Genomic DNA, 18,840 nt, shown 5'->3' with positions numbered 1-18,840 from the left:
GAGCGCAGATGACCCCTGCGGACACCTCCGGTCTGGAGGCGGCTCTTCGCGCCGAGGTGGACGGCGAGATCCGCTTCGACGCCGGCAGCCGCGGTGCCTACGCCACGGACGGTTCCAACTACCGGCAGGTCCCCCTGGGCCTCGTCGTACCACGCACCGTCGAGGCGGGTGCCCGGGCGCTGTCGGTGTGCGCACGCTTCGACGCCCCCGTGCTCTCCCGGGGCGGCGGCACCAGCCTGGCCGGACAGTCGACCAACACCGCCGTGGTGATCGACTGGAGCAAGTACTGCACCCGGCTGATCTCCGTCGACCCCGAGCGGCGCACCTGCGTGGTGGAACCCGGGATCGTCCTCGACGAACTCAACCGGCAACTCGCCCCGCACAAGCTCCAGTTCGGGCCGAAACCCTCCACCCACAGCCACTGCGCGCTCGGCGGCATGATCGGCAACAACTCCTGCGGCGCCTCCGCGCAGGCCTACGGCAAGACCGTCGACAACGTCCGGCGCCTGGAGATCCTCACCTACGACGGACAGCGCGCCTGGACCGGCCCCACGCCGCCCGACGAGCGCGCCCGGATCATCTCCGGCGGCGGCCGGCTCGCCGAGATCTACGCCGGCCTCGAGCGCATCGCCACCGAGTACCTCGCCGACATACGCCGCGGCTATCCGAAGATCCCGCGTCGCGTCTCCGGCTACAACCTCGACTCCCTGCTGCCCGAGAACGGCTTCGACGTGGCCAGGGCCCTCGTCGGCAGCGAGGGCACCCTGGTCACCGTCCTGCGCGCCGAACTCGACCTCGTCCCGGTGCCGCCGTACCAGTCGCTGCTGGTCCTCGGCTACGACGACATCTGCGCCGCCGCCGACGACGTGTCGCGCCTGCTGGAGCACTGCTCGCCCAGCCAGCTGGAGGCGCTGGACGACCGCATGGCGCAGCTGATGCGCGAGGAGGGCGCCTACCTCGACTCGCTCGACTCACTGCCCGAGGGCCGCAGCTGGCTCATGGTGCAGTACAGCGGAGACAGCCAGGAGGACGTGGACGAGCAGGCCCACGCCCTGCTGCGCGCCATCGGCCGCGACGAGAAGGAGAGCACCGTCGCCTTCTCCGACGACCCCGAACGCGAGCAGAAGATGCTCAAGGCCCGCGAGGCCGGCCTCGGGGTCACCGCGCGCCCGCCGGACGACCGGGAGACCTGGGAGGGCTGGGAGGACTCGGCCGTACCGCCCGAACGGCTCGGCGACTACCTGCGGGACCTGAAGCGGCTGTTCGAGGAGTTCGGCTACGACCACCCGTCCCTGTACGGCCACTTCGGACAGGGCTGCGTCCACACCCGCATCCCCTTCGACCTCAGGACGGCCGACGGCGTGGCGGACTTCCGCCGTTTCGTGGAGCGCGCGGCCGACCTCGTCGCCTCCTACGGCGGCTCACTGTCCGGCGAGCACGGCGACGGCCAGTCCCGCGGCGAACTGCTCACCCGCATGTTCGGCGAGCGGCTGGTGACCGCCTTCGGCGAGCTGAAGGCCCTGCTCGACCCCCGCGACCGGATGAACCCCGGCAAGGTCGTCCACCCCAACCCCGTCGACGGACAGCTGCGGCTCGGCCCCGGCTGGCGGCCCGCGACCCCCTCGACCCACTTCGACTTCCCCGAGGACGAGCACTCCTTCAACCGCGCGGTGATGCGCTGCGTCGGCATCGGCAACTGCCGCGCCCACTCCGGCGGCGTGATGTGCCCCTCCTACCGGGCCACCATGGAGGAGGAGCACTCCACCCGCGGCCGGGCCCGGCTGCTGTTCGAGATGCTCGACGGACACGCCGACTCCGCGATCAAGGACGGCTGGCGCTCCACCGCCGTGCGCGACGCGCTCGACCTGTGCCTGGCCTGCAAGGGCTGCAAGTCCGACTGCCCGACCGGCGTCGACATGGCCACGCTCAAGGCGGAGTTCATGGCCCACCACTACGAGGGCCGGCTGCGGCCCGCGGCGCACTACGCCATGGGCTGGCTCCCGGTGTGGGCCCGGCTGTCCCGGATCGCCCCCTCGCTGGTCAACTCCGCGCTGCACGCCCCCGGCCTGGCCCGACTCGGCAAGCGGCTCGCGGGCATCGACGAGGCCCGCTCGGCACCGGTGTTCGCCGGGGAGTCGTTCGTGCAGTGGTGGAAGGCGAGCGACCGGCAGGAGCCGGACCCGGCCGACCCCCGCACCGTGGTGCTGTGGCCCGACACCTTCAGCACCTACTTCCACCCCGCGATCGCCAAGTCGGCCGTACGGGTCCTGGAGGACGCCGGATTCCGGGTGGCCGTACCGACCGAACCCGTCTGCTGCGGCCTCACCTGGATCTCCACCGGTCAACTCACCGTCGCCCGGAAGGTGCTGACCCGCACCCTCGCGGTGCTGCGTCCCTACCTGGAGGCAGGCACCCCGGTCATCGGCCTGGAACCCTCCTGCACGGCCGTCTTCCGCGCCGACGCCCCCGAGCTGATGCCCGCCGACCAGGACGTGCAGCGACTGGCCGGACAGGTCCGCACCCTCGCCGAACAGCTCGTCCACCACGCCCCCGACGGCTGGCGGCCACCTCAGCTCGCCCGGCAGGCGACCGTGCAGACCCACTGCCACCAGCACGCCATCATGAAGTTCGACGCCGACGAAGAACTGATGCGCCGCGCCCACCTGGACGCCGACGTGCTCGACGAGGGCTGCTGCGGACTCGCCGGCAACTTCGGCTTCGAGCGCGGCCACCACGAGGTCTCCATGGCCGTCGGCGAACTGGGCGTGCTGCCGTCCGTGCGTGCCGCCGCGCCGGGCAGTCTGGTCATCGCCGACGGGTTCAGCTGCCGCACCCAGATCGAGGAGGGCGGTACCGGCCGCCGTGCCCTGCACCTCGCCGAGGCCCTGGCGCTCGCGCTGGACGGCAACCTGCCCAGCGACCGCCCGGAACGCCTGGCCGACCGCCCGCCCGAGCCCTCGCGCACGGCTCGCTGGGCGACCGCGGCGACCGCCGCCGGACTCGCCGCCGGCGCCGCCGTGCTCGGGGTGCGGCGGCGGGCATGAGTGAGCAGCCGAGCGTGCGGCGACATCCCCGCACGGGAGAGTCGGGAAGCAGTGGGAAACACCGGGAACACCGGTAAGGAGATGAGCATGCCTGCGACCGTCGTCATCACGGGTGCCAGCGCCGGGATCGGCCGCGCCACCGCCCGGCTCTACGCCCGGCGCGGTGCCGACGTCGTCCTGGTCGCGCGCGGCGAGGGCGGCCTACGGGCGGCGGCGGACGAGGTCGCGGCCCTCGGTGGACGGCCCCTGGTCCAGCCGGCCGACATGGCGGACCAGGCCCAGGTGGAGGCCGTGGCGGAGGCGGCGGAGAAGGAGTTCGGCCCCATCGACGTGTGGATCAACTGTGCCTTCGCCTCCGTGTTCGCGCCGTTCGACGAGATCACCCCCGAGGAGTTCCGGCGCATCACCGACGTCACCTACCTCGGCTTCGTCAACGGCACCCGCTCGGCCCTGAGGCGCATGCTGCCCCGCGACCGGGGCACGATCGTGCAGGTCGGCTCGGCCCTCGGGGAGCGGTCGATCCCGCTGCAGTCGGCGTACTGCGGCGCCAAGCACGCCATCAACGGCTTCACCTCCTCCCTGCGCACGGAACTGCTGCACCGCGGCAGCAACGTCCACGTCACCGTCGTCCAGATGCCCGCGGTCAACACTCCCCAGTTCGAATGGGTCCGCTCCCGGCTGTCCCGGCATCCCATGCCGGTGCCGCCGATCTACCAGCCGGAGGTCGCCGCCCGGGCCGTGCTGTACGCGGCCGACCACCCGCGCCGAAAGCAGTACTACGTCGGCGCCGGCGCGATGGCCACCATCTGGGCCAACCGGCTCGTCCCGGCCCTGCTCGACCGCTACCTCGCCCGCACCGGCTTCGACTCCCAGCAGACCGACCGCATCCCGCCCGCCGGACTGGACAACCTCTTCGCCCCCGCGGACCAGGAACCCGGCGAGGACCAGGGCGCCCACGGCTCCTTCGACGACAGCGCCCACCCGCGCTCCTGGCAGCAGACCCTGGCCCGGCACCCCGCCGCCACCGCCCTCGGCACGGGCGCCGCGATGCTCGGCGTCGCGCGCGGCCTGCGCCGGCTGACCTCCCGGGCCTAGGCTGGCCGCGTGCGCCTCCTGCTCATGTCCGACACCCATCTGCCCAAGCGCGCGAAACGGCTCCCCGAGCCGCTGCTGGCCGAACTCCCGCGCGCCGACGTCGTGTTCCACGCCGGCGACTGGGTCGACACCGCCACCCTGGACCTGCTGGAGAGCCGCAGCCGCCGGCTCATCGGGGTCTACGGCAACAACGACGGCCCGGAGCTCCGCGCCCGGCTCCCCGAGATGGCGTACGCCGAACTGGACGGCCTGCGCTTCGGCGTCGTCCATGAGACCGGCCCCGCCCAGGGCCGCGAGGCCCGCTGCGCCGCCCGCTTCCCCGACCTCGACCTGCTCGTCTTCGGCCACAGCCACATCCCCTGGGACACCACCGCCCCGACCGGACTGCGCCTGCTCAACCCCGGCTCCCCGACCGACCGCCGCCGCCAGCCCCACTGCACCTACCTGACGGCCGCACTCACCGACGGCACGCTGACCGACGTCACCCTGCACCGCCTGCCGGGGCGATAGCGGACCCGAGAAATGTCAGTGCCGGGTGGTACCCGGGGGGTATGGCTCACACACCGGCAACCCTCCTGCGGCGCGCGGTGCGACCCGCCTCGCGCGCCGGTTCCCCGCGCACCGTGCTCCTCGTCATGTGCGCCGGTTACTTCCTGGTGCTCCTCGACGTCACGATCGTCAACGTCGCCCTGCCCCGGATCGGCTCCGGGCTCGGTGCGGACGTCGGCGGACTGCAGTGGGTGGTCGACGGCTACGCGCTGGCACTCGCCGCGCTGATGCTGACCAGCGGCACGGCAGGGGACGTGTACGGCCACAAACGCGTCGTGCTCACCGGCTTCGCCGTGTTCGGCGCCGGATCCCTGGCCTGCGGGCTCGCCCCGGGCGTGCCCGTGCTCCTCGCCGCCCGCGTGGTCCAGGGCGTCGGTGCGGCGCTGCTGCTGCCGGGCACACTGGCCATCATCGGCCGCGTCTTCCAGGACGAGGCCGAGCGGGCCCGCGCGATCGGTGTGTGGGCGGGCGTCGGCAGTCTCGCTCTGCCGGCGGGGCCACTGCTCGGCGGCCTGCTCACCGAGGGGCTCGGCTGGCGTGCGATCTTCCTGGTCAATGTGCCGATCGTGGTGCTCGCCCTGATCTGGTCGGCCGCGGTCGTACGGGAGAGCAGGGAGGACCGGGCCCGGCGCCTCGACCTGCCTGGCATGCTGCTGGGCGCCGTCACGCTCTTCGCCGGCACCTTCGCCGTCATCGAGGGCGGGCGACTGGGTGCGGCCGCGCCCGAGGTCCTCGCGGCCGCGGTGATCGCCGTCGCGGCCCCGGTGGCCCTGGGCCTGGTGGAACTCCGGCGCGGCGACGACGCGATGCTGCCGCTCGGCCTGCTGCGCCGGCCGGCCTTCGGCGCCGCCAACACCGCCGCCGGGATCATGAACCTGTGCACGCTGGGCACCCTCTTCGTGCTGACGTTGTTCCTGCAGTCCGTGCAGCACCACTCCGTGCTCACCGCCGGGTTCATGCTCGTCCCGCTGTTCGCGCCGCTCGCCGTCCTCGCGCCGTTCGGCGGGCGCATCACCAGCCGGATCGGCTCCCGGCTCCCGGCGGGCGCGGGGTTCCTGGTCGCCGCGGGCGGGCTCGCGCTGCTGCTGCGGGCCACGCCCGGTGCCGGATATCCCGTGCTGCTCGTGGCGTTCCTGTTGTGGGGGGTCGGGCTGGGACTGGTCACACCGGCGGTGGTCGCCGCGGCGATCGCCGCGGTACCCGGGGAGCGGTCGGGGCTTGCCTCGGCCGTCAACAACACCGCGCGTCAGACCGGAGGCGCGATGGGGATCGCCCTGGCGGGGGCGGCTGCCGGGACGCCGGCGAACCAGGAGCGGTTCGTTTCCGGGTTCCACGCGGTGGCCCTTTCGTCCGCCTGTCTGTACGTGGTTGCGGCGGTGGTCGCCCTCGCGTTGCTGCCGGGAGCCGTGTCCGTGAGGCGGCGGTGACATGGCGCGGCGGTGGCATGGCGCGGCGGTGGCATGGCGCCCGGCCGTCCGCCGGCCGGCCGTTCCGGCAGGCAGGGCGCGACGCGCTCGATGCCGACGCGTCAGACGGTGGGCGCGTGGATGGCTCCGGCGGTGGTGGTCAGGGGCGCGCCGCTGCCGCCCCAGCGCTGCGCGACGATCTCGGCGGCGACGGACACGGCGACCTCCTCGGGCGTACGGGCCCCCAGGTCGAGGCCGAGCGGTGAGCGCAGCCTGGACAGCTCGGCCTGCGTCAGCCCGGCCTCGATGAGGTGTTCGAGTCGCTCCTGGTGGGTCTTCCTGCTGCCCATCGCGCCGATGTAGGCGGCCGGGCGGCGCAGGGCCTCCTGCAACAGCGGCACGTCGAACTTCGGGTCGTGGGTGAGGACACAGATCACGGTGCGGTCGTCGGTGTCCGTGCCGGCGAGATAGCGGTGCGGCCAGTCCACCACGACCTCGACGGCCGCCGGGAACCGTTTGGGCGTGGCGAAGACCGGGCGGGCGTCGCACACGGTGACCCGGTAGCCGAGGAAGTCGCCGATCCGCGCCACGGCGGCCGCGTAGTCGATCGCGCCGAAGACCAGCATGCGCGGCGGCGGCGCGAACGACTGCAGGAACACCGTGACGGCGTCCTCACGGCGCTCACCCTGCGCACCGTAGTGCCGCAACACCGAGGCGCCGAGCGCGAGTTCGCCGCGCGCGTCGGCGGTGACGGCGACGTCGAGGCCGCTTGCGCCCAGCGTGCCCGCCGCCCGGTCCGGCCAGACCGCGAGCGTGGCCCCGCGTGGCGCCGGTCCGTCCACCACGGTGGCCACGGTCACCGGCTCGCCCCCGGCGACCGACTCGGCGACCGCGCCGAACGCCGGGTCCGACTCGGGCGTCACCGGCCGTACCAGCAGCGTGATCTCGCCGCCGCAGGTCAGCCCGACCGCGAAGGCGTCCTCGTCGCTGTAGCCGAAGGTCGCGAGGCGCGCCTCGCCGTCCGCCACCACCTCCCGGGCGAGCTCGAACACCGCGCCCTCCACACAGCCCCCGGACACGCTCCCCATGACCTCGTCGTCCGGGCCCACCGCCATGGCGGCACCGGGGCCGCGCGGCGCGCTGCGGCTCACCGCGACGACCGTGGCCAGCCCGAACGAAGCCCCGGCCGCATGCCAGTGCGCCAGCGCCGGCAGGATCTCACGCACCGTCCGCTCCTGCCCGCTGCGGCGCCGTCCACTCCTCGTCCTCGGCGACGGCGCGCACCGAGCAGCTCTGCACGGTCGTCACGTCCACGTTCACCGAGATGTGGGTCATGGGCCCTCCAGACCGTGCGGGTGAGGGTTTCAGCCAGGGGATTCCAGCCGCCGGAGGCGATGTAGGTCACCCTACGGCCGTGCCCTGGTCACGGCGAATGCTGCGACGGGCTTTTGTTGAGCGTTGATCCATAGCTGCCCGGGAGCCGGTGTCTCCCGCACCGCGCCGTGCCCGTCGTCACACGCAGAGGGCCGGCCGTGCACGCTGCGTACATGTCCTGAACCGGAAGAAGTACCTGCCCGACGTGGCGCCTCGGTGGGGGATCGGGGCGCCTCGGCGGGGGATCGGATCGGTATGCTGACTGATAGTCAACTTACTGAAGAGTCAGGAGCTATTGACGCTGTCCGGACGTCGCCGGACTGTGGTGGACATGCCGAATATCCGGGTGCGTCTGCTGGTTGTTCTGGTCGTCCTCTGCGGATTCCTGACGGTGGCGGGCCGCCCGCCCGCCACCGCCGCCACCCCTGCCCTCCCCGCCGGCTCGCTCTGGTTCGACGGCGCCCCGCTCACCGTGCAGGGCGGCCGCTTCACCGACGGCCAGGGGCGCGAGATCGTCCTGCGCGGCTACAACGTCTCCGGCGAGGCCAAGCTGGAGGAGAACGGCGGGCTGCCCTTCGCCTCGGTGGCCGACGCCGAGAAGTCGGCCACCGCGCTGCGTGCCCTGGGAGGAGGGAACACCGTCCGCTTCCTGCTCTCCTGGGCGCGCGCCGAACCCGTGCGCGGCCAGGTGGACACCGGCTATCTGGCCGCCGTCACCGAGCAGATGCGCGCCTTCCTGGACGCGGGCATCCGCGTCTTCCCGGACTTCCACCAGGACCTGTACTCCCGGTACCTGTTCAACAGCGGCAGCTGGTACACGGGCGACGGCGCCCCCAAGTGGGCGGTGGACGCGGGGAGTTACCCGGCCGAGTCCTGCGGCATCTGTCTCTTCTGGGGCCAGAACATCACCCAGAACGCGGCCGTGCAGAAGGCGCAGTACGACTTCTGGCACAACGCCCACGGTCTTCAGGACGCCTTCCTCGCCACCGCACAGACGACCATGGCCTACCTCCAACAGCACCTCAACCCGGCCGAGTTCGCGGGCGTTGCCGGATTCGACCCGTACAACGAGCCCTACGCCGGCTCCTACGACTCCGGGCAGACCTCCCGCACCTGGGAGAAGGACCTGCTGTGGCCGTTCTACGAGAAGTTCCGCGCCCGCATGGACGCCGCCGGCTGGCAGGACAAGCCCGCCCTCGTGGAGCCCAACCTCTTCTGGAACGCCAACATCTCCACCCAGAAACAGGAGGGAGGCCTGCTGGACGCGGGCACGCTGGGCCCGCGCTATGTCTTCAACACCCACTTCTACGACCAGAAGGCCATCTCCGGCGTCCTCATGTGGGGCAAGGCGGCCGACGGCCAGTACGCCTCCGACTTCGCCGCCGTACGCGACCGCGCCGCGGCCGCCGGCACCGCGGTCGTGGTCAGCGAGTTCGGCCATCCGCTGTCCGGCACGGTCTCCGACAAGGCGCCGACCGTCCTGAAGGCCATGTACCAGGGCCTCGACTCACGCCTGCGGGGGTCGAGTTGGTGGACGAACCCGGCCGCGTCCGGTCCGGTGCTCTCCGCCACCCAGTGGCAGTGGGACCTCTACAACGGCCGGCACCACGAGCTGATGAACGGCAACCCCGGCAAGGTGCTCACCGCCGGCGACGCCTGGAACGACGAGGACCTGTCCGCCGTACGCCTGGACGACTCCGGCACCGTCACCCTGCGCCAGGACGCCCGCCTGCTGGACCGCCTCTACCCGAGCGCCACGGCCGGTACGGCTCTGGCGTTCACCTACGAGGACCGCTCCCGCGACGGCTCCACCACCCTCACCTGGAACCCGGTGCCGAGTTCCCTTCCGGACGTCTCCCGGCTCGTCGGCTCCGGACAGTACGGGCTGCTGGTGTGGCGCTCCGGCGACGGCAGTGCACCCACCGAACTGCACCTGCCGGCGTCCTTCCCCACCGCGGCCACCACCGTCGTCTCCGACCTGGGCACGGTCCTGGCCCCGCCCGCCTACACCGGCGCCGCCACCCCGGTCGCCGTCGCCCCCGAGCCGGGCGGCACCGGCAGCCGCCGGCTGCTGCTCACCGACACCGACTCCGGTGCCCTGCACTACGCGCTGGTGACCAACGGGGCCACCGCGCCCTCGGCGGACCTGCTGACCGCGGCCCGGTCCGAGCTGGCCGCGTGGGCGTCGGCGCACTTCTGACGCCTCCCGGACGAAGCCGTACGGCCCCCGGGAGGAGTGGGGTCGCCCCGGAGGCCGTACGGCGCTCAACTCCCCGCCGGACCCGTCCAGTCGGCCTGGACGTGCCCCAGCCGGACACGCTGCGGATGGTCGCCGACCGGCACGGACAGCACCTTCTGGCCGGTGGCGAAGTCGATGGCCGTGACCTGGTCGGCGCCGGCCTCGGAGATGACGCAGTCCTTGCCGTCGCCGCTCACGGTCGCCCAGTACGGCGTCGAGGCGGTGATCAGCGGGCCGACGTCGAAGGAGGCCCGGTCGACCACGGTCGCGTAGTTGTCCATCGTCCCCGCGACACACAGCCTGGTGCCCTCGGGGTTCATCGAGATGCCGTGGTGGCGCGAGTCCAGCAGCCAGGTGGTGCGGTCGGGGTTGGTCGCCGGGTTCTCCGGAAGCGTCTTCACCCGGGTGATCCTGTCGGCGGCGACGTCGTACTCGAGGAAGCCGTTGAAGAACGACACCTGGAAGTACAGCTTGGACCAGTCGGGGGTGAAGGCGGCGGGCCGCACGGCGTCGGAGAAGTCCTTCAGCCCGATCGCGTCCAGACGCTGCCGCATGTCGATGGTCCTGACCTGCTTGAACGTGGTCGCGTCGACGACGGTGAGGTGCCGGTCACCCTTGGTCCAGTCCCAGCCCGGGTCGTCGAGGGACGTGGTCACCTCGCCGATGGACATGTTCCAGATGTACTTGCCGCCGTTGGTGAAGAAGTTCTCGTGCGGCTTGTCGCCGGTGCCGAACTCGCCCAGCTCCTTACCCGTGTTGATGTCCAGCACCTGCACCTTGTTCGCGGTGGACGCCGAGACCGCGACGCGGGTGCCGTCGGGGGAGACCGCCATGTGGTCGGCGCGGTAACCCGCCACCGGGAAACGCCAGTTGACCTTGTCGGTGGCCAGGTCGATGGACACGACGTCGGCGAAGCTGGGCCGGGAGACGACCACGGACCTGCCGTCCGGCGTGGAGTACATGTCGTCCACGTACTGGTCGTGCCCCTCGCCGACCTGGTTGCGGATGGACGTGTAGTAGATCCACTTGACCGGGTCGGCGTTGATCTCGGCCAGCCGCTCCGCCTTGTCGGGGATGACGTTGATCCGGCCGATCCTCGCGAAGTCGCCGGAGGACGTGATGACATCGGCGGTGCCGTCCCAGTTGTTGCCGACGAACAGCACCTCGCGCAGGCCGTCGGGGGCGCCGCTCACGGCGGAGGCGGCGGTCGCCGGCCCGGCGACGGTCAGGGCGAGGGCCGCGGCCACGGAGCACAGGTGCCTGGTTCTGGAGGCAGGCATGACTGCTCTCCTTCCTCGGGGAAGTGTGCGGGGAATCTGAACACGGGCGCATTCACAGTGAACTTACTGAAAAGTAAGGAGGAGGAGGCCTTCGCGACAAGATGTGTGCACGACAAGATTGGGTGAGCGGTCGGCGGACGGAGGGGGAAAGGTGACGGGCAGACTCAAGGCGCCCACGGGCCGTTACGGCGGCAGGTCCGCCGAGGAGCGGCAGGCGGAGCGGCGCCGGCGGTTCCTGGACGCGGCCCTGGAGCTGTTCGGCGGTGCGCCCGGTTACCGGGGCACGACGGTCGCCGCGCTGAGCCAGGCGGCCGGCCTGTCGACCCGTCAGTTCTACGAGGAGTTCCGCACGCTGGAAGACGTCCTCGCCGCGCTGCACCTCCAGGTCAACGACTGGGCCGAACAGGCGGTGCTGCACGCCCTCGCCACGGCTGACGGGCTGCCGCTGGCCGAGCGTGCCGGCGTGCTCTTCCGGGCCTACGCCCGCGACGTCACCTGCGACCCGCGCCGCATCCGCGTCACCTTCGTGGAGATCGTCGGCGTGAGCCCCCGCCTGGAGGAGCAGCGACTGGCCCGCCGGGCCCGCTGGGTCGACCTCATCCGAGCGGAGGCGGACGCGGCCGTGGCGCGCGGGGAGGCGGCGCCCCGCGACTACCGCCTCGCCGCGACGGCTTTCATCGGCAGCGTCAACGGCCTGCTGCACGACTGGACCGCCGGCTGGGTGGACGCCACGCTGGACGAGGTGGTGGACGAGCTGGTGCGGCTGCTGCTGGGCATGCTGCGCCCGCAGGGCTGGCGGCCCCGGCGCGGGTGACACCACCGGCGACCGGCCGGGCACGGTCTCCGACGCCGTCGCCGGGGTCGAGCCGGAGAGCGTCCGGTGGATGAGGCCGGCTGCGCGGCGCGGTTCCCGTGACCGGGGCCCGGGCTGTCGGGCGGGCTCTGGGTCGGTGTCCGCGCTGCGGGCCGCCGCTCGGCGCGTCGGATGAGGGTTCGGTGGCTTGACGCGCGAGCGTCCGGGGGGTGAGGCCGGCTGCGCGGCGCGGTTCCCGTGACCAGGGCCTGGGCCGCCGGGCTGCGGGGGTTGGGTGTCCGTGCCGCCGGGCGGGCTCCGGGTGTCGGTGTCCGCGCTGCGGGCCGCCGCTCGGCGCGTCGGATGAGGGTTCGGTGGCTTGACGCGCGAGCGTCCGGTGGATGAGGCCGGCTGCGCGGCGCGGTTCCCGTGACCGACGGCCCGGGCCGCCGGACCGCTGAGGGGGTTCGGTGTCCGGGCCCCCGGACGGGGCTTCGGGCGTCGGTGTCCGCGCTGCGGGCCGCCGCCCGGCACGTGGGTGAGGTCGTTGTGGGTTCGGTGGCTCGACGCGCGAGCGTCCGGGGGGTGAGGCCGGCTGCGCGGCGCGGTTCCCGTGACCGAGGCCTGGGCCGCCGGGCTGCGGGGGTTGGGTGTCCGGGCCCCCGGACGGGGCTTCGGGCGTCGGTGTCCGCGCTGCGGGCCGTCGCCCGGCGCGTGGGCGAGGTCGTTGTGGGTCCTGGGGGCTCGACGCGCGAGCTCCCGGCGGATGAGGCCGCCCGGCGGCCCGGTTCCCGTGACCGGGGCGCGGGCCGCCGGGTGGGCTGCGGGGCTTGGGTGTCCGGGGTGGCGGGCGGGCTCCGGGCGCCGGTGGCCGTCCCGCGGGCCGTCGCCCGGCCCGTCGGGTGAGGCCGTCGTAGGTCCGGGCCTCGACGCGCGCGATCGGCCCGGAGCTGGTGTGCTGGATCGGGGGCCTGTCGTACCCGTTCTCCGGAGAAGCGCATGAGTACGTATCGAGTCGCGCAGGTGACCGCCCCGAACGGCGCGTTCGAGCTGGTCGAACGAGAGGTGCCGCAGCCCGGGCCCGGCCAGGTGAGGATCGCCGTGGAGGCGTGCGGGGTCTGTCACAGCGACGCCCTCTTCGTGAGCGGCGGGCTACCGGGCGTGTCGTTCCCCGAGGTGCCCGGACACGAGATCGCCGGGCATGTCGAGGAGCTCGGCCAGGGCGTGCTGGAACGGGGCTGGAAGGTCGGTGACCGGGTGGCGGTCGGCTGGTTCGGCGGCAGCTGCGGGCACTGCAGGCAGTGCCGGCAGGGCGACTTCATCGTGTGTCCGAACCTGAAGGTCCCGGGGTGGGCCTACGACGGCGGCTTCGCCGAGAAGGTGATCGCGCCCGCCGACGCCCTGGCCCGGATCCCGGAAGGCCTGTCGGCGGTCGACGCGGGACCCATGGCCTGCGCCGGCGTGACCACGTTCAACGGGCTGCGGCGCAGCTCGGCCCGGCCGGGAGACCTGGTCGCCGTCCTCGGTCTCGGCGGTCTGGGGCACCTCGGGGTGCAGTACGCGGTCGCGATGGGCTTCGAGACCGTGGCGATCGCCCGGGGAGCGGAGAAGGCCGACTTCGCCAAGCGGCTCGGCGCCCACCACTACGTCGACAGCACGTCCGGCACCCCCGTCGCGGAGGCGCTGCAGTCCCTCGGCGGTGCCGACGTCGTGCTGGCCACCGCCGGGAACTCGGAGGCCATCACGGCCACCGTCGACGGGCTGGCGCCCCGTGGTGAGCTCGTGGTCATCGGAGCCGACACCGAGCCGATGGGTATCAACCCGGCCCAACTGCTCTTGGCCGCCCGCGTCGTCCGCGGCCACCCCTCCGGCACCTCGCAGGACGTGGAGGACACCATGGCGTTCAGCGCCCTGCACGGCATCCGCCCGACGACCGAGACCGTGCCGCTGGACGCCGCGGGCGAGGCCTACCAGAAGATGCTCGCCGGCAAGGCGCGCTTCCGGATGGTCATCACCAACGGCTGACCCTTGAGGGCCGGCTCCGGCCGGTCCGTCAGCCGCCGAGCCGGTCCAGTGCCGCGAGTACCGGGGCGGTGCCGTCCTCGTCACGGATGCGGGCGCCCAGACGGCGCGCCCGGTCCCGGTACACCGGCTCCCGGGTGGCCCGCACCAGGGCCGGGGCCAGCGTGTCCACGGTGAGCCGGCGCAGCGGTACGACGGCCGGGGCGACCCCCAGCGCCACCAGCCGGGCGGACCAGAACCCCGCGTCGAACTGGACCGGTACCGGCACGGCCGGGACCCCGGCGCGCAGCCCCGCCGCGGTCGTCCCCGCGCCCGCGTGGTGGACCACCGCGGCCATCCGCGGGAAGAGCAGCGCGTGCGGCACGTCGTCGACGGTCAGCATGTCGTCTCCGGTGGCCGCGAGCCCGCCCCAGCCGCGCTGGATCACCCCGCGCAGCCCGGCCCGCCGCAGCGCCGCGACCACCTGGGCGCTGAGCCGCGCCGCGTCCGGCACGGTGGCGCTGCCCAGTCCGACGAAGACCGGCGCCGGGCCCGCGTCGAGGAACTCGCTCACGTGGTCGGGGAGTTGTTCCTCGGTGTCGTACGGCCACCAGTAGCCGCTCACCGTGAGGCCGGCCCGCCAGTCCCGGGGGCGCGGCACCACCAGGGGGCTGAAGCCGTGGTGCACCGGCCAGTCCCGCCGTTCACGGGCCCGCCGCGCCGTGCCGGTGCGCAGCGGGGGCAGTCCGAGCCGTGCGCGCACCCCGGGGACGGTGGCCGCGAAGACGTGCTCCACGGCGAGGCCCACACCGTGTCCGGCGAGCCGGTTGACCGTGCCGCCCCAGTGGCCGCCGCCGAGCACGGGAGGCGCGAACTCCCTGGTGGCGGTCAGGGGTTGCAGATACACACCCATGCTGGGCACCCGCAGTCCCTCGCCGATGGCGTGCCCGAGCGGAGCCAGCGACGAGGACAGCAGCAGGACCTCGGCGTCCCGGGCGGCCGTGAGCAGATCCTCGGTCATCCGCCCGACCAGCCGCCGCGCCAGGTCCACCACCCGCAGCAGTTTCCCGGCACCCCCGGCACTGCGGTGCAGGGCCCGGCCGCGCGGGGACTCCAGCTCCGCTCGTGGATCGACAGGCAACGCGTGGAACCGTACGCCGGAGCCCGCCACCAGTGGCGCGAACCGGGCGTGGGTGACCAGGGTGACCTCGTGTCCGGCCCGGACGAGCCGGTGCCCCAGTCCGGTGTAGGGAGCCGCATCGCCCCGGGATCCCGCCGTCATGATCGCAACGCGCACAGCCCTCAGTATGGCGGCGGTACGGCCCCCACAGGCAGAACGAGCCCCGAAAGAGGGCGACTCAGCCCCTGTCGCAAGCGTTGACTTGACCCCCGCCGGGCCCTACGGTCGGCGCGCAGCGCGTTCGATCAACCGACCTACGTTCGATATCTCGTCAACATCAAGTCCGTCCCGTACGCGGAGGCACGCATGTACCCCCCACCCGACCGACCACCGAAGGCCTCGCACGCCGGTGCAGAGCCGCCGTGCTGGGCGCGCTCGTCCTGGCGCTGACGGCGGCCACCGCCCTGCTCCTCGCCGCCCCGGGGTCAGCGGCACCGAGGCGGCGGGCAGCAGTTACAGCGCCGCCTCCACCGGCAGGTACACCGGCGTCAGCGCCACGAGCACCGGCCTGGACGTCGTCGGCATCGCCTACACCAACACCGCCGCCACCCGTCACCGCGACCCTCCAGGTGGACGGCCAGACCCCGACGACCGTCTCCTTCCCGCCCACCGGTTCCGCCGAGGGCACGGTCTCGGTCCAGGCGCATCTGACCAAGGGGGCCGCCAACTCCCTCACCTTCACCGGCGGCCCGGCCCTGGGAGGCGTCACCGTCCACCCGATACCCGGAACCGACGGCACCCTGCTCGTCGGCAAGCAGTCCGGCCGCTGCGCCGACGTCCACGACAACACGATCACCAACGGCACCCAGGCCGAACTGTGGGACTGCAACGGCCACGACAACCAGAAGTGGTCCCGGACCTGATCCGGGGCGGCCCACTCGGACGATGCGAGAAGCATCACGGAAGAAGGGTGTGACGATCCGGGCGGTGCCGGACACGAACGGGACATGAGCAACGACGAGATCTTCGCCGCTGCCTACCGCGAGCACTACTGGGCGGTCAGCCGCTATGTCGCGCGGCGGCTGCCCGGACGGGCCGGCGAGGTGGAGGAAGTGGTGGCGGAGGTGTTCACGGTGGCCTGGCGGCGCCGACGCGAGCTGCCGGACGAGCCGCTGCCCTGGCTGTACGGGGTGGCCCGCAACTGCCTGGCGAACGCGGTACGCGGGCACGGGCGGCGGCGCCGGCTGCTGGACCGGCTCGGCAACGACGAGGCCGCGCACGGCCGGCACGTCGCGCACAGCCCGGACGCGGAGGCACCCGGCGCCTGGGTGCACGAGGCCCTGGACCGGCTCTCCCCGGCCGACCAGGAGGTACTGCGCCTCGCCGCCTGGGAGGAACTCGACGCCGGGCAGATCGCCGTCGCCCTGGGCTGCGGCCGGCGCGCGGCGACGATGCGCCTGCACCGCGCCCGCCGCCGACTGCGAGCCGAGATAGACCGCATGCGCCCGGCGCCGCGCGCGCCGGCTACGCCGCCCGGCCGCCGCACGGATCCCGGCGCGGGCGAGGGCGATGCGCCTTCCGGCGACCGGTCGCGTGGTGAAGCGTCCGTGTCCGGGCCGCCACCCGATCGACTCGCGTGTTCCGGAGCGCCGGTGAGCCCGCCGCACTCCGGTGCCCGGTCGCTTCCCGGAGCGGCTGCGGGCACGCCTGAGCGGGCGAGCCCGGGGGCCCGGGCGAGCCTGCCGCCGTCCGACGGCCGTGCGCGTTCCGGGCCGCCGGACGGTGCCGCACTCCCCGGGCGCCGGCCGCCCGCCGACGCGTCCGCGGATCCATCGCTCTGCGGACAGCGCCCGCCCGCCGTGACACCGGAGTCCGTCCCGTCGGCCGGGCCGCTGCCCGGTGTCGGGGACGGCACGCGGCCGTCCGGTTCCGCCCGCATCACCGACGGGACGCCCGCCCACGAGATGCCCGCCGAAGACATGCCCGCCGGGCAGAGCGGTCCCGGCCCGCGCTCGACACGTTCCGCCGCCCCCGCCGGCGTCCCCCTGTGCAAGGACTCCCGCCATGCCTGACGAACTCGACCTGCTGCGCCGTACCAACCCGGTGCCGGCCAACGGACCGTACTTCGGCGACGGTCCGCTCGACCACGGTGCCGAGCGGCGGCTGGAACTCCTGCTGGGCGAGGGCGAATCCCGGCCCGCCCGGCTGCGTACTCCGCGTGCCCGGCTGCGGTGGGGTCTCGCCGCCACCGCCGTCGTGCTGGCCACCACCCTCACCACGCTGCTCGGCGGCCCGGGCAGCCCGCCCGCCGTGGCCGCGCCCCGCCCGCTGGCCGTCCGCGCCCACTCCACGGCCGTACCCCTGCACCGGATGGCCGAACTGGCCGCCGCTGCCGCCACGGACGGTTCGCCCGGTCTGCGCAAGGGAACCCATGTGCAGTCCTGGAGCCTCGGCATGAGCGACGACGGGCCACCCGTGACCCTCCCCCAGGAGCGCGTGGTGCGCTGGAACGCGGACGACAGCCACACCGAGCTCGTCGTGGCGACCGACCCGCGCCACCCGGGCCGCCCGGTCCTCAGCGACGACGACGGCGGCGCGCCGCACCTGGTCGCGGACGGCCAGGTGCTGAGCCGGACCACCTACCCGCCGAGCTGGAGCGACGCCCCGCCCGAGGCGCACCCCCCGCATGATCCGGCCGCCCTGCGGGCCTACCTCACGGAGACGGCCCGCACCGGCACCGGCTCGCTGTCCACGTCCGAACTCCTGGACGGCGTCCAGGAGTTGCTGGACAACTGGACACTCGGTGCGCGGGAGTCCGCCGCGCTGGTCCGGATCCTCGCGGACGCCAGGGGCCTGCGCCCGGTCGGGCAGGTGACGGACCGGCTCGGGCGCCCGGCGCAGGCGTACACGTACGACGGGCCGGGCGAGCGGCGCATGCTGATCCTCGATCCGCGCACCGGCGCCGTCCTCGGTCTGGAGACCACCTTCACGCAGGACGACCACCGGTACGGAGTGAAGGCCGGGGACGTGATGGAGTACAGCGCCTGGATGCGCTGACCCGGTGTGCCGAACCTCAGGCGCCGAGCTGCCGGGCGGCGGCCTCGACGGTCTGCTCCAGCAGCGTGGCGATCGTCATGGGCCCGACACCGCCCGGCACCGGCGTGATCAGCGAAGCCCGCTCCACGGCGGAGTCGAAGTCGACGTCGCCGACGTTGCCCGGGTTGTAGCCGGCGTCGATGACGACCGCGCCGGGCTTGATGTCCTGCCCTCGGATCAGCCGCGGCCGGCCCACCGCCGCGACCACGATGTCCGCCTCGCGGACCGCGGCCGACAGGTCGGCCGTGCGCGAGTGGCAGTACGTCACGGTCGCGTCCCGGGCCAGCAGCAGCATGCCCACCGGCTTGCCGAGGATCGCGCTGCGGCCCACGACCACCGCCCGCTTTCCGGCAGGGTCCACGTCGTACTCGTCCAGCAGCCGCACGATCCCGCCGGGCGTGCAGGAGACGAAGCCGGGCAGGCCGAAGCTCATCGTGGCGAAGGAGGCGAAGGTGACGCCGTCGACGTCCTTCTCCGGCGCGATCGCCTCGAACGCGGCCCGCTCGTCGATGTGGTCGCCGACCGGGTGCTGGAGCAGGATGCCGTGGACCGCCGGGTCGGCCGACAACTCCCGCAGTGTGCCGACCAGTTCACCGGTGGTCGTGGCCGCGGGCAGGGTCACGTGCCGGGAGGTGATGCCTGCCTTGCGGCAGCGGTTCTGCTTCATGCGGACGTAGGTCACCGACGCCGGGTCCTCGCCGACCAGCACGGTCGCGAGACACGGCGCCGTGCCGGTCCTCTCGGTGAGGTCGGCGGCCCTCTTCGCGGTGTCCTCGACGACACGGCGGGCGAGAGCGGTGCCGTCCATGAGACGGGCCTGGGTCATGCTGCACACTCCTGAGC

At 73.5% G+C, this 18,840-nt stretch carries 13 protein-coding genes and 1 pseudogene; 10 read left to right on the top strand and 4 right to left on the bottom strand.

Annotated elements, in window-relative coordinates:
• Window positions 1-8 precede the first annotated feature (8 nt).
• From FB563_RS40620 to FB563_RS40605, 4 genes are all read left to right on the top strand, one after another.
• Window positions 9-3,044: an FAD-binding and (Fe-S)-binding domain-containing protein gene (locus tag FB563_RS40620; protein ID WP_055708543.1), complete on the top strand. Its 3,036-nt coding sequence runs from the start codon at window positions 9-11 to the stop codon at window positions 3,042-3,044.
• A gap of 87 nt (window positions 3,045-3,131) precedes the next feature.
• Window positions 3,132-4,139, top strand: a complete 1,008-nt coding sequence (locus tag FB563_RS40615; protein ID WP_107100736.1) for an SDR family oxidoreductase — start codon at window positions 3,132-3,134, stop codon at window positions 4,137-4,139.
• A gap of 9 nt (window positions 4,140-4,148) precedes the next feature.
• Window positions 4,149-4,649 (top strand): metallophosphoesterase family protein, encoded by a 501-nt coding sequence (locus tag FB563_RS40610; RefSeq protein WP_055708541.1) that lies wholly within the window; start codon window positions 4,149-4,151, stop codon window positions 4,647-4,649.
• Between the two features lie 41 nt (window positions 4,650-4,690).
• Window positions 4,691-6,115, top strand: a complete 1,425-nt coding sequence (locus FB563_RS40605; protein ID WP_234357896.1) for an MFS transporter — start codon at window positions 4,691-4,693, stop codon at window positions 6,113-6,115.
• 101 nt (window positions 6,116-6,216) lie between these two features.
• Here FB563_RS40605 and FB563_RS40600 read toward each other — a convergent pair whose 3' ends face one another.
• A complete protein-coding gene (locus FB563_RS40600; RefSeq protein ID WP_142219261.1) occupies window positions 6,217-7,320 on the bottom strand; it encodes an XdhC family protein in 1,104 nt (367 codons plus the stop codon).
• A gap of 479 nt (window positions 7,321-7,799) precedes the next feature.
• On the opposite strand from FB563_RS40600, the gene FB563_RS40595 reads away from it, so the two are divergent.
• Window positions 7,800-9,668: a cellulase family glycosylhydrolase gene (locus FB563_RS40595; protein WP_142219260.1), complete on the top strand. Its 1,869-nt coding sequence runs from the start codon at window positions 7,800-7,802 to the stop codon at window positions 9,666-9,668.
• 65 nt (window positions 9,669-9,733) lie between these two features.
• On the opposite strand, the gene FB563_RS40590 is transcribed toward FB563_RS40595, so the two are convergent.
• A complete protein-coding gene (locus FB563_RS40590; protein WP_055708914.1) occupies window positions 9,734-10,987 on the bottom strand; it encodes a YncE family protein in 1,254 nt (417 codons plus the stop codon).
• Between the two features lie 151 nt (window positions 10,988-11,138).
• Here FB563_RS40590 and FB563_RS40585 point away from each other — a divergent pair, with 151 nt between their 5' ends.
• Window positions 11,139-11,801 (top strand): TetR/AcrR family transcriptional regulator, encoded by a 663-nt coding sequence (locus FB563_RS40585; protein ID WP_055708915.1) that lies wholly within the window; start codon window positions 11,139-11,141, stop codon window positions 11,799-11,801.
• Between the two features lie 978 nt (window positions 11,802-12,779).
• Complete coding sequence (locus FB563_RS40580; protein ID WP_055708916.1) at window positions 12,780-13,805, top strand: alcohol dehydrogenase; 1,026 nt, start codon at window positions 12,780-12,782, stop codon at window positions 13,803-13,805.
• 28 nt (window positions 13,806-13,833) lie between these two features.
• On the opposite strand, the gene FB563_RS40575 is transcribed toward FB563_RS40580, so the two are convergent.
• On the bottom strand, window positions 13,834-15,063 hold the full coding sequence (locus FB563_RS40575) for a glycosyltransferase (protein WP_055708917.1): 1,230 nt from the start codon (window positions 15,061-15,063) through the stop codon (window positions 13,834-13,836).
• A gap of 467 nt (window positions 15,064-15,530) precedes the next feature.
• On the opposite strand from FB563_RS40575, the gene FB563_RS44765 reads away from it, so the two are divergent.
• From FB563_RS44765 to FB563_RS40560, 3 genes and pseudogenes are all read left to right on the top strand, one after another.
• Window positions 15,531-15,824 carry an RICIN domain-containing protein gene (locus tag FB563_RS44765; RefSeq protein ID WP_055708918.1) on the top strand — a complete coding sequence of 98 codons (294 nt, stop codon included), beginning with the start codon at window positions 15,531-15,533 and terminating at the stop codon, window positions 15,822-15,824.
• An 84-nt stretch (window positions 15,825-15,908) separates the two neighbouring features.
• Window positions 15,909-16,409, top strand: a pseudogene (locus tag FB563_RS40565) (RNA polymerase sigma factor); the annotation flags it as partial.
• Window positions 16,410-16,965: 556 nt separating this feature from the next.
• Window positions 16,966-17,958, top strand: a complete 993-nt coding sequence (locus FB563_RS40560) for a CU044_5270 family protein (protein ID WP_055708919.1) — start codon at window positions 16,966-16,968, stop codon at window positions 17,956-17,958.
• A 16-nt stretch (window positions 17,959-17,974) separates the two neighbouring features.
• Here FB563_RS40560 and FB563_RS40555 read toward each other — a convergent pair whose 3' ends face one another.
• Entirely contained in the window at window positions 17,975-18,823 is an 849-nt protein-coding gene (locus tag FB563_RS40555) for a bifunctional 5,10-methylenetetrahydrofolate dehydrogenase/5,10-methenyltetrahydrofolate cyclohydrolase (RefSeq protein WP_055708920.1), read from the bottom strand.
• Between the last annotated feature and the right edge of the window lie 17 nt (window positions 18,824-18,840).

The organism is Streptomyces puniciscabiei (genome assembly GCF_006715785.1).
In the GTDB taxonomy this organism is placed as follows: domain Bacteria; phylum Actinomycetota; class Actinomycetes; order Streptomycetales; family Streptomycetaceae; genus Streptomyces; species Streptomyces puniciscabiei.
The sequence above is the reverse complement of the archived record's forward strand: the minus strand, read 5'-3'. Positions and strand labels throughout refer to the sequence as shown.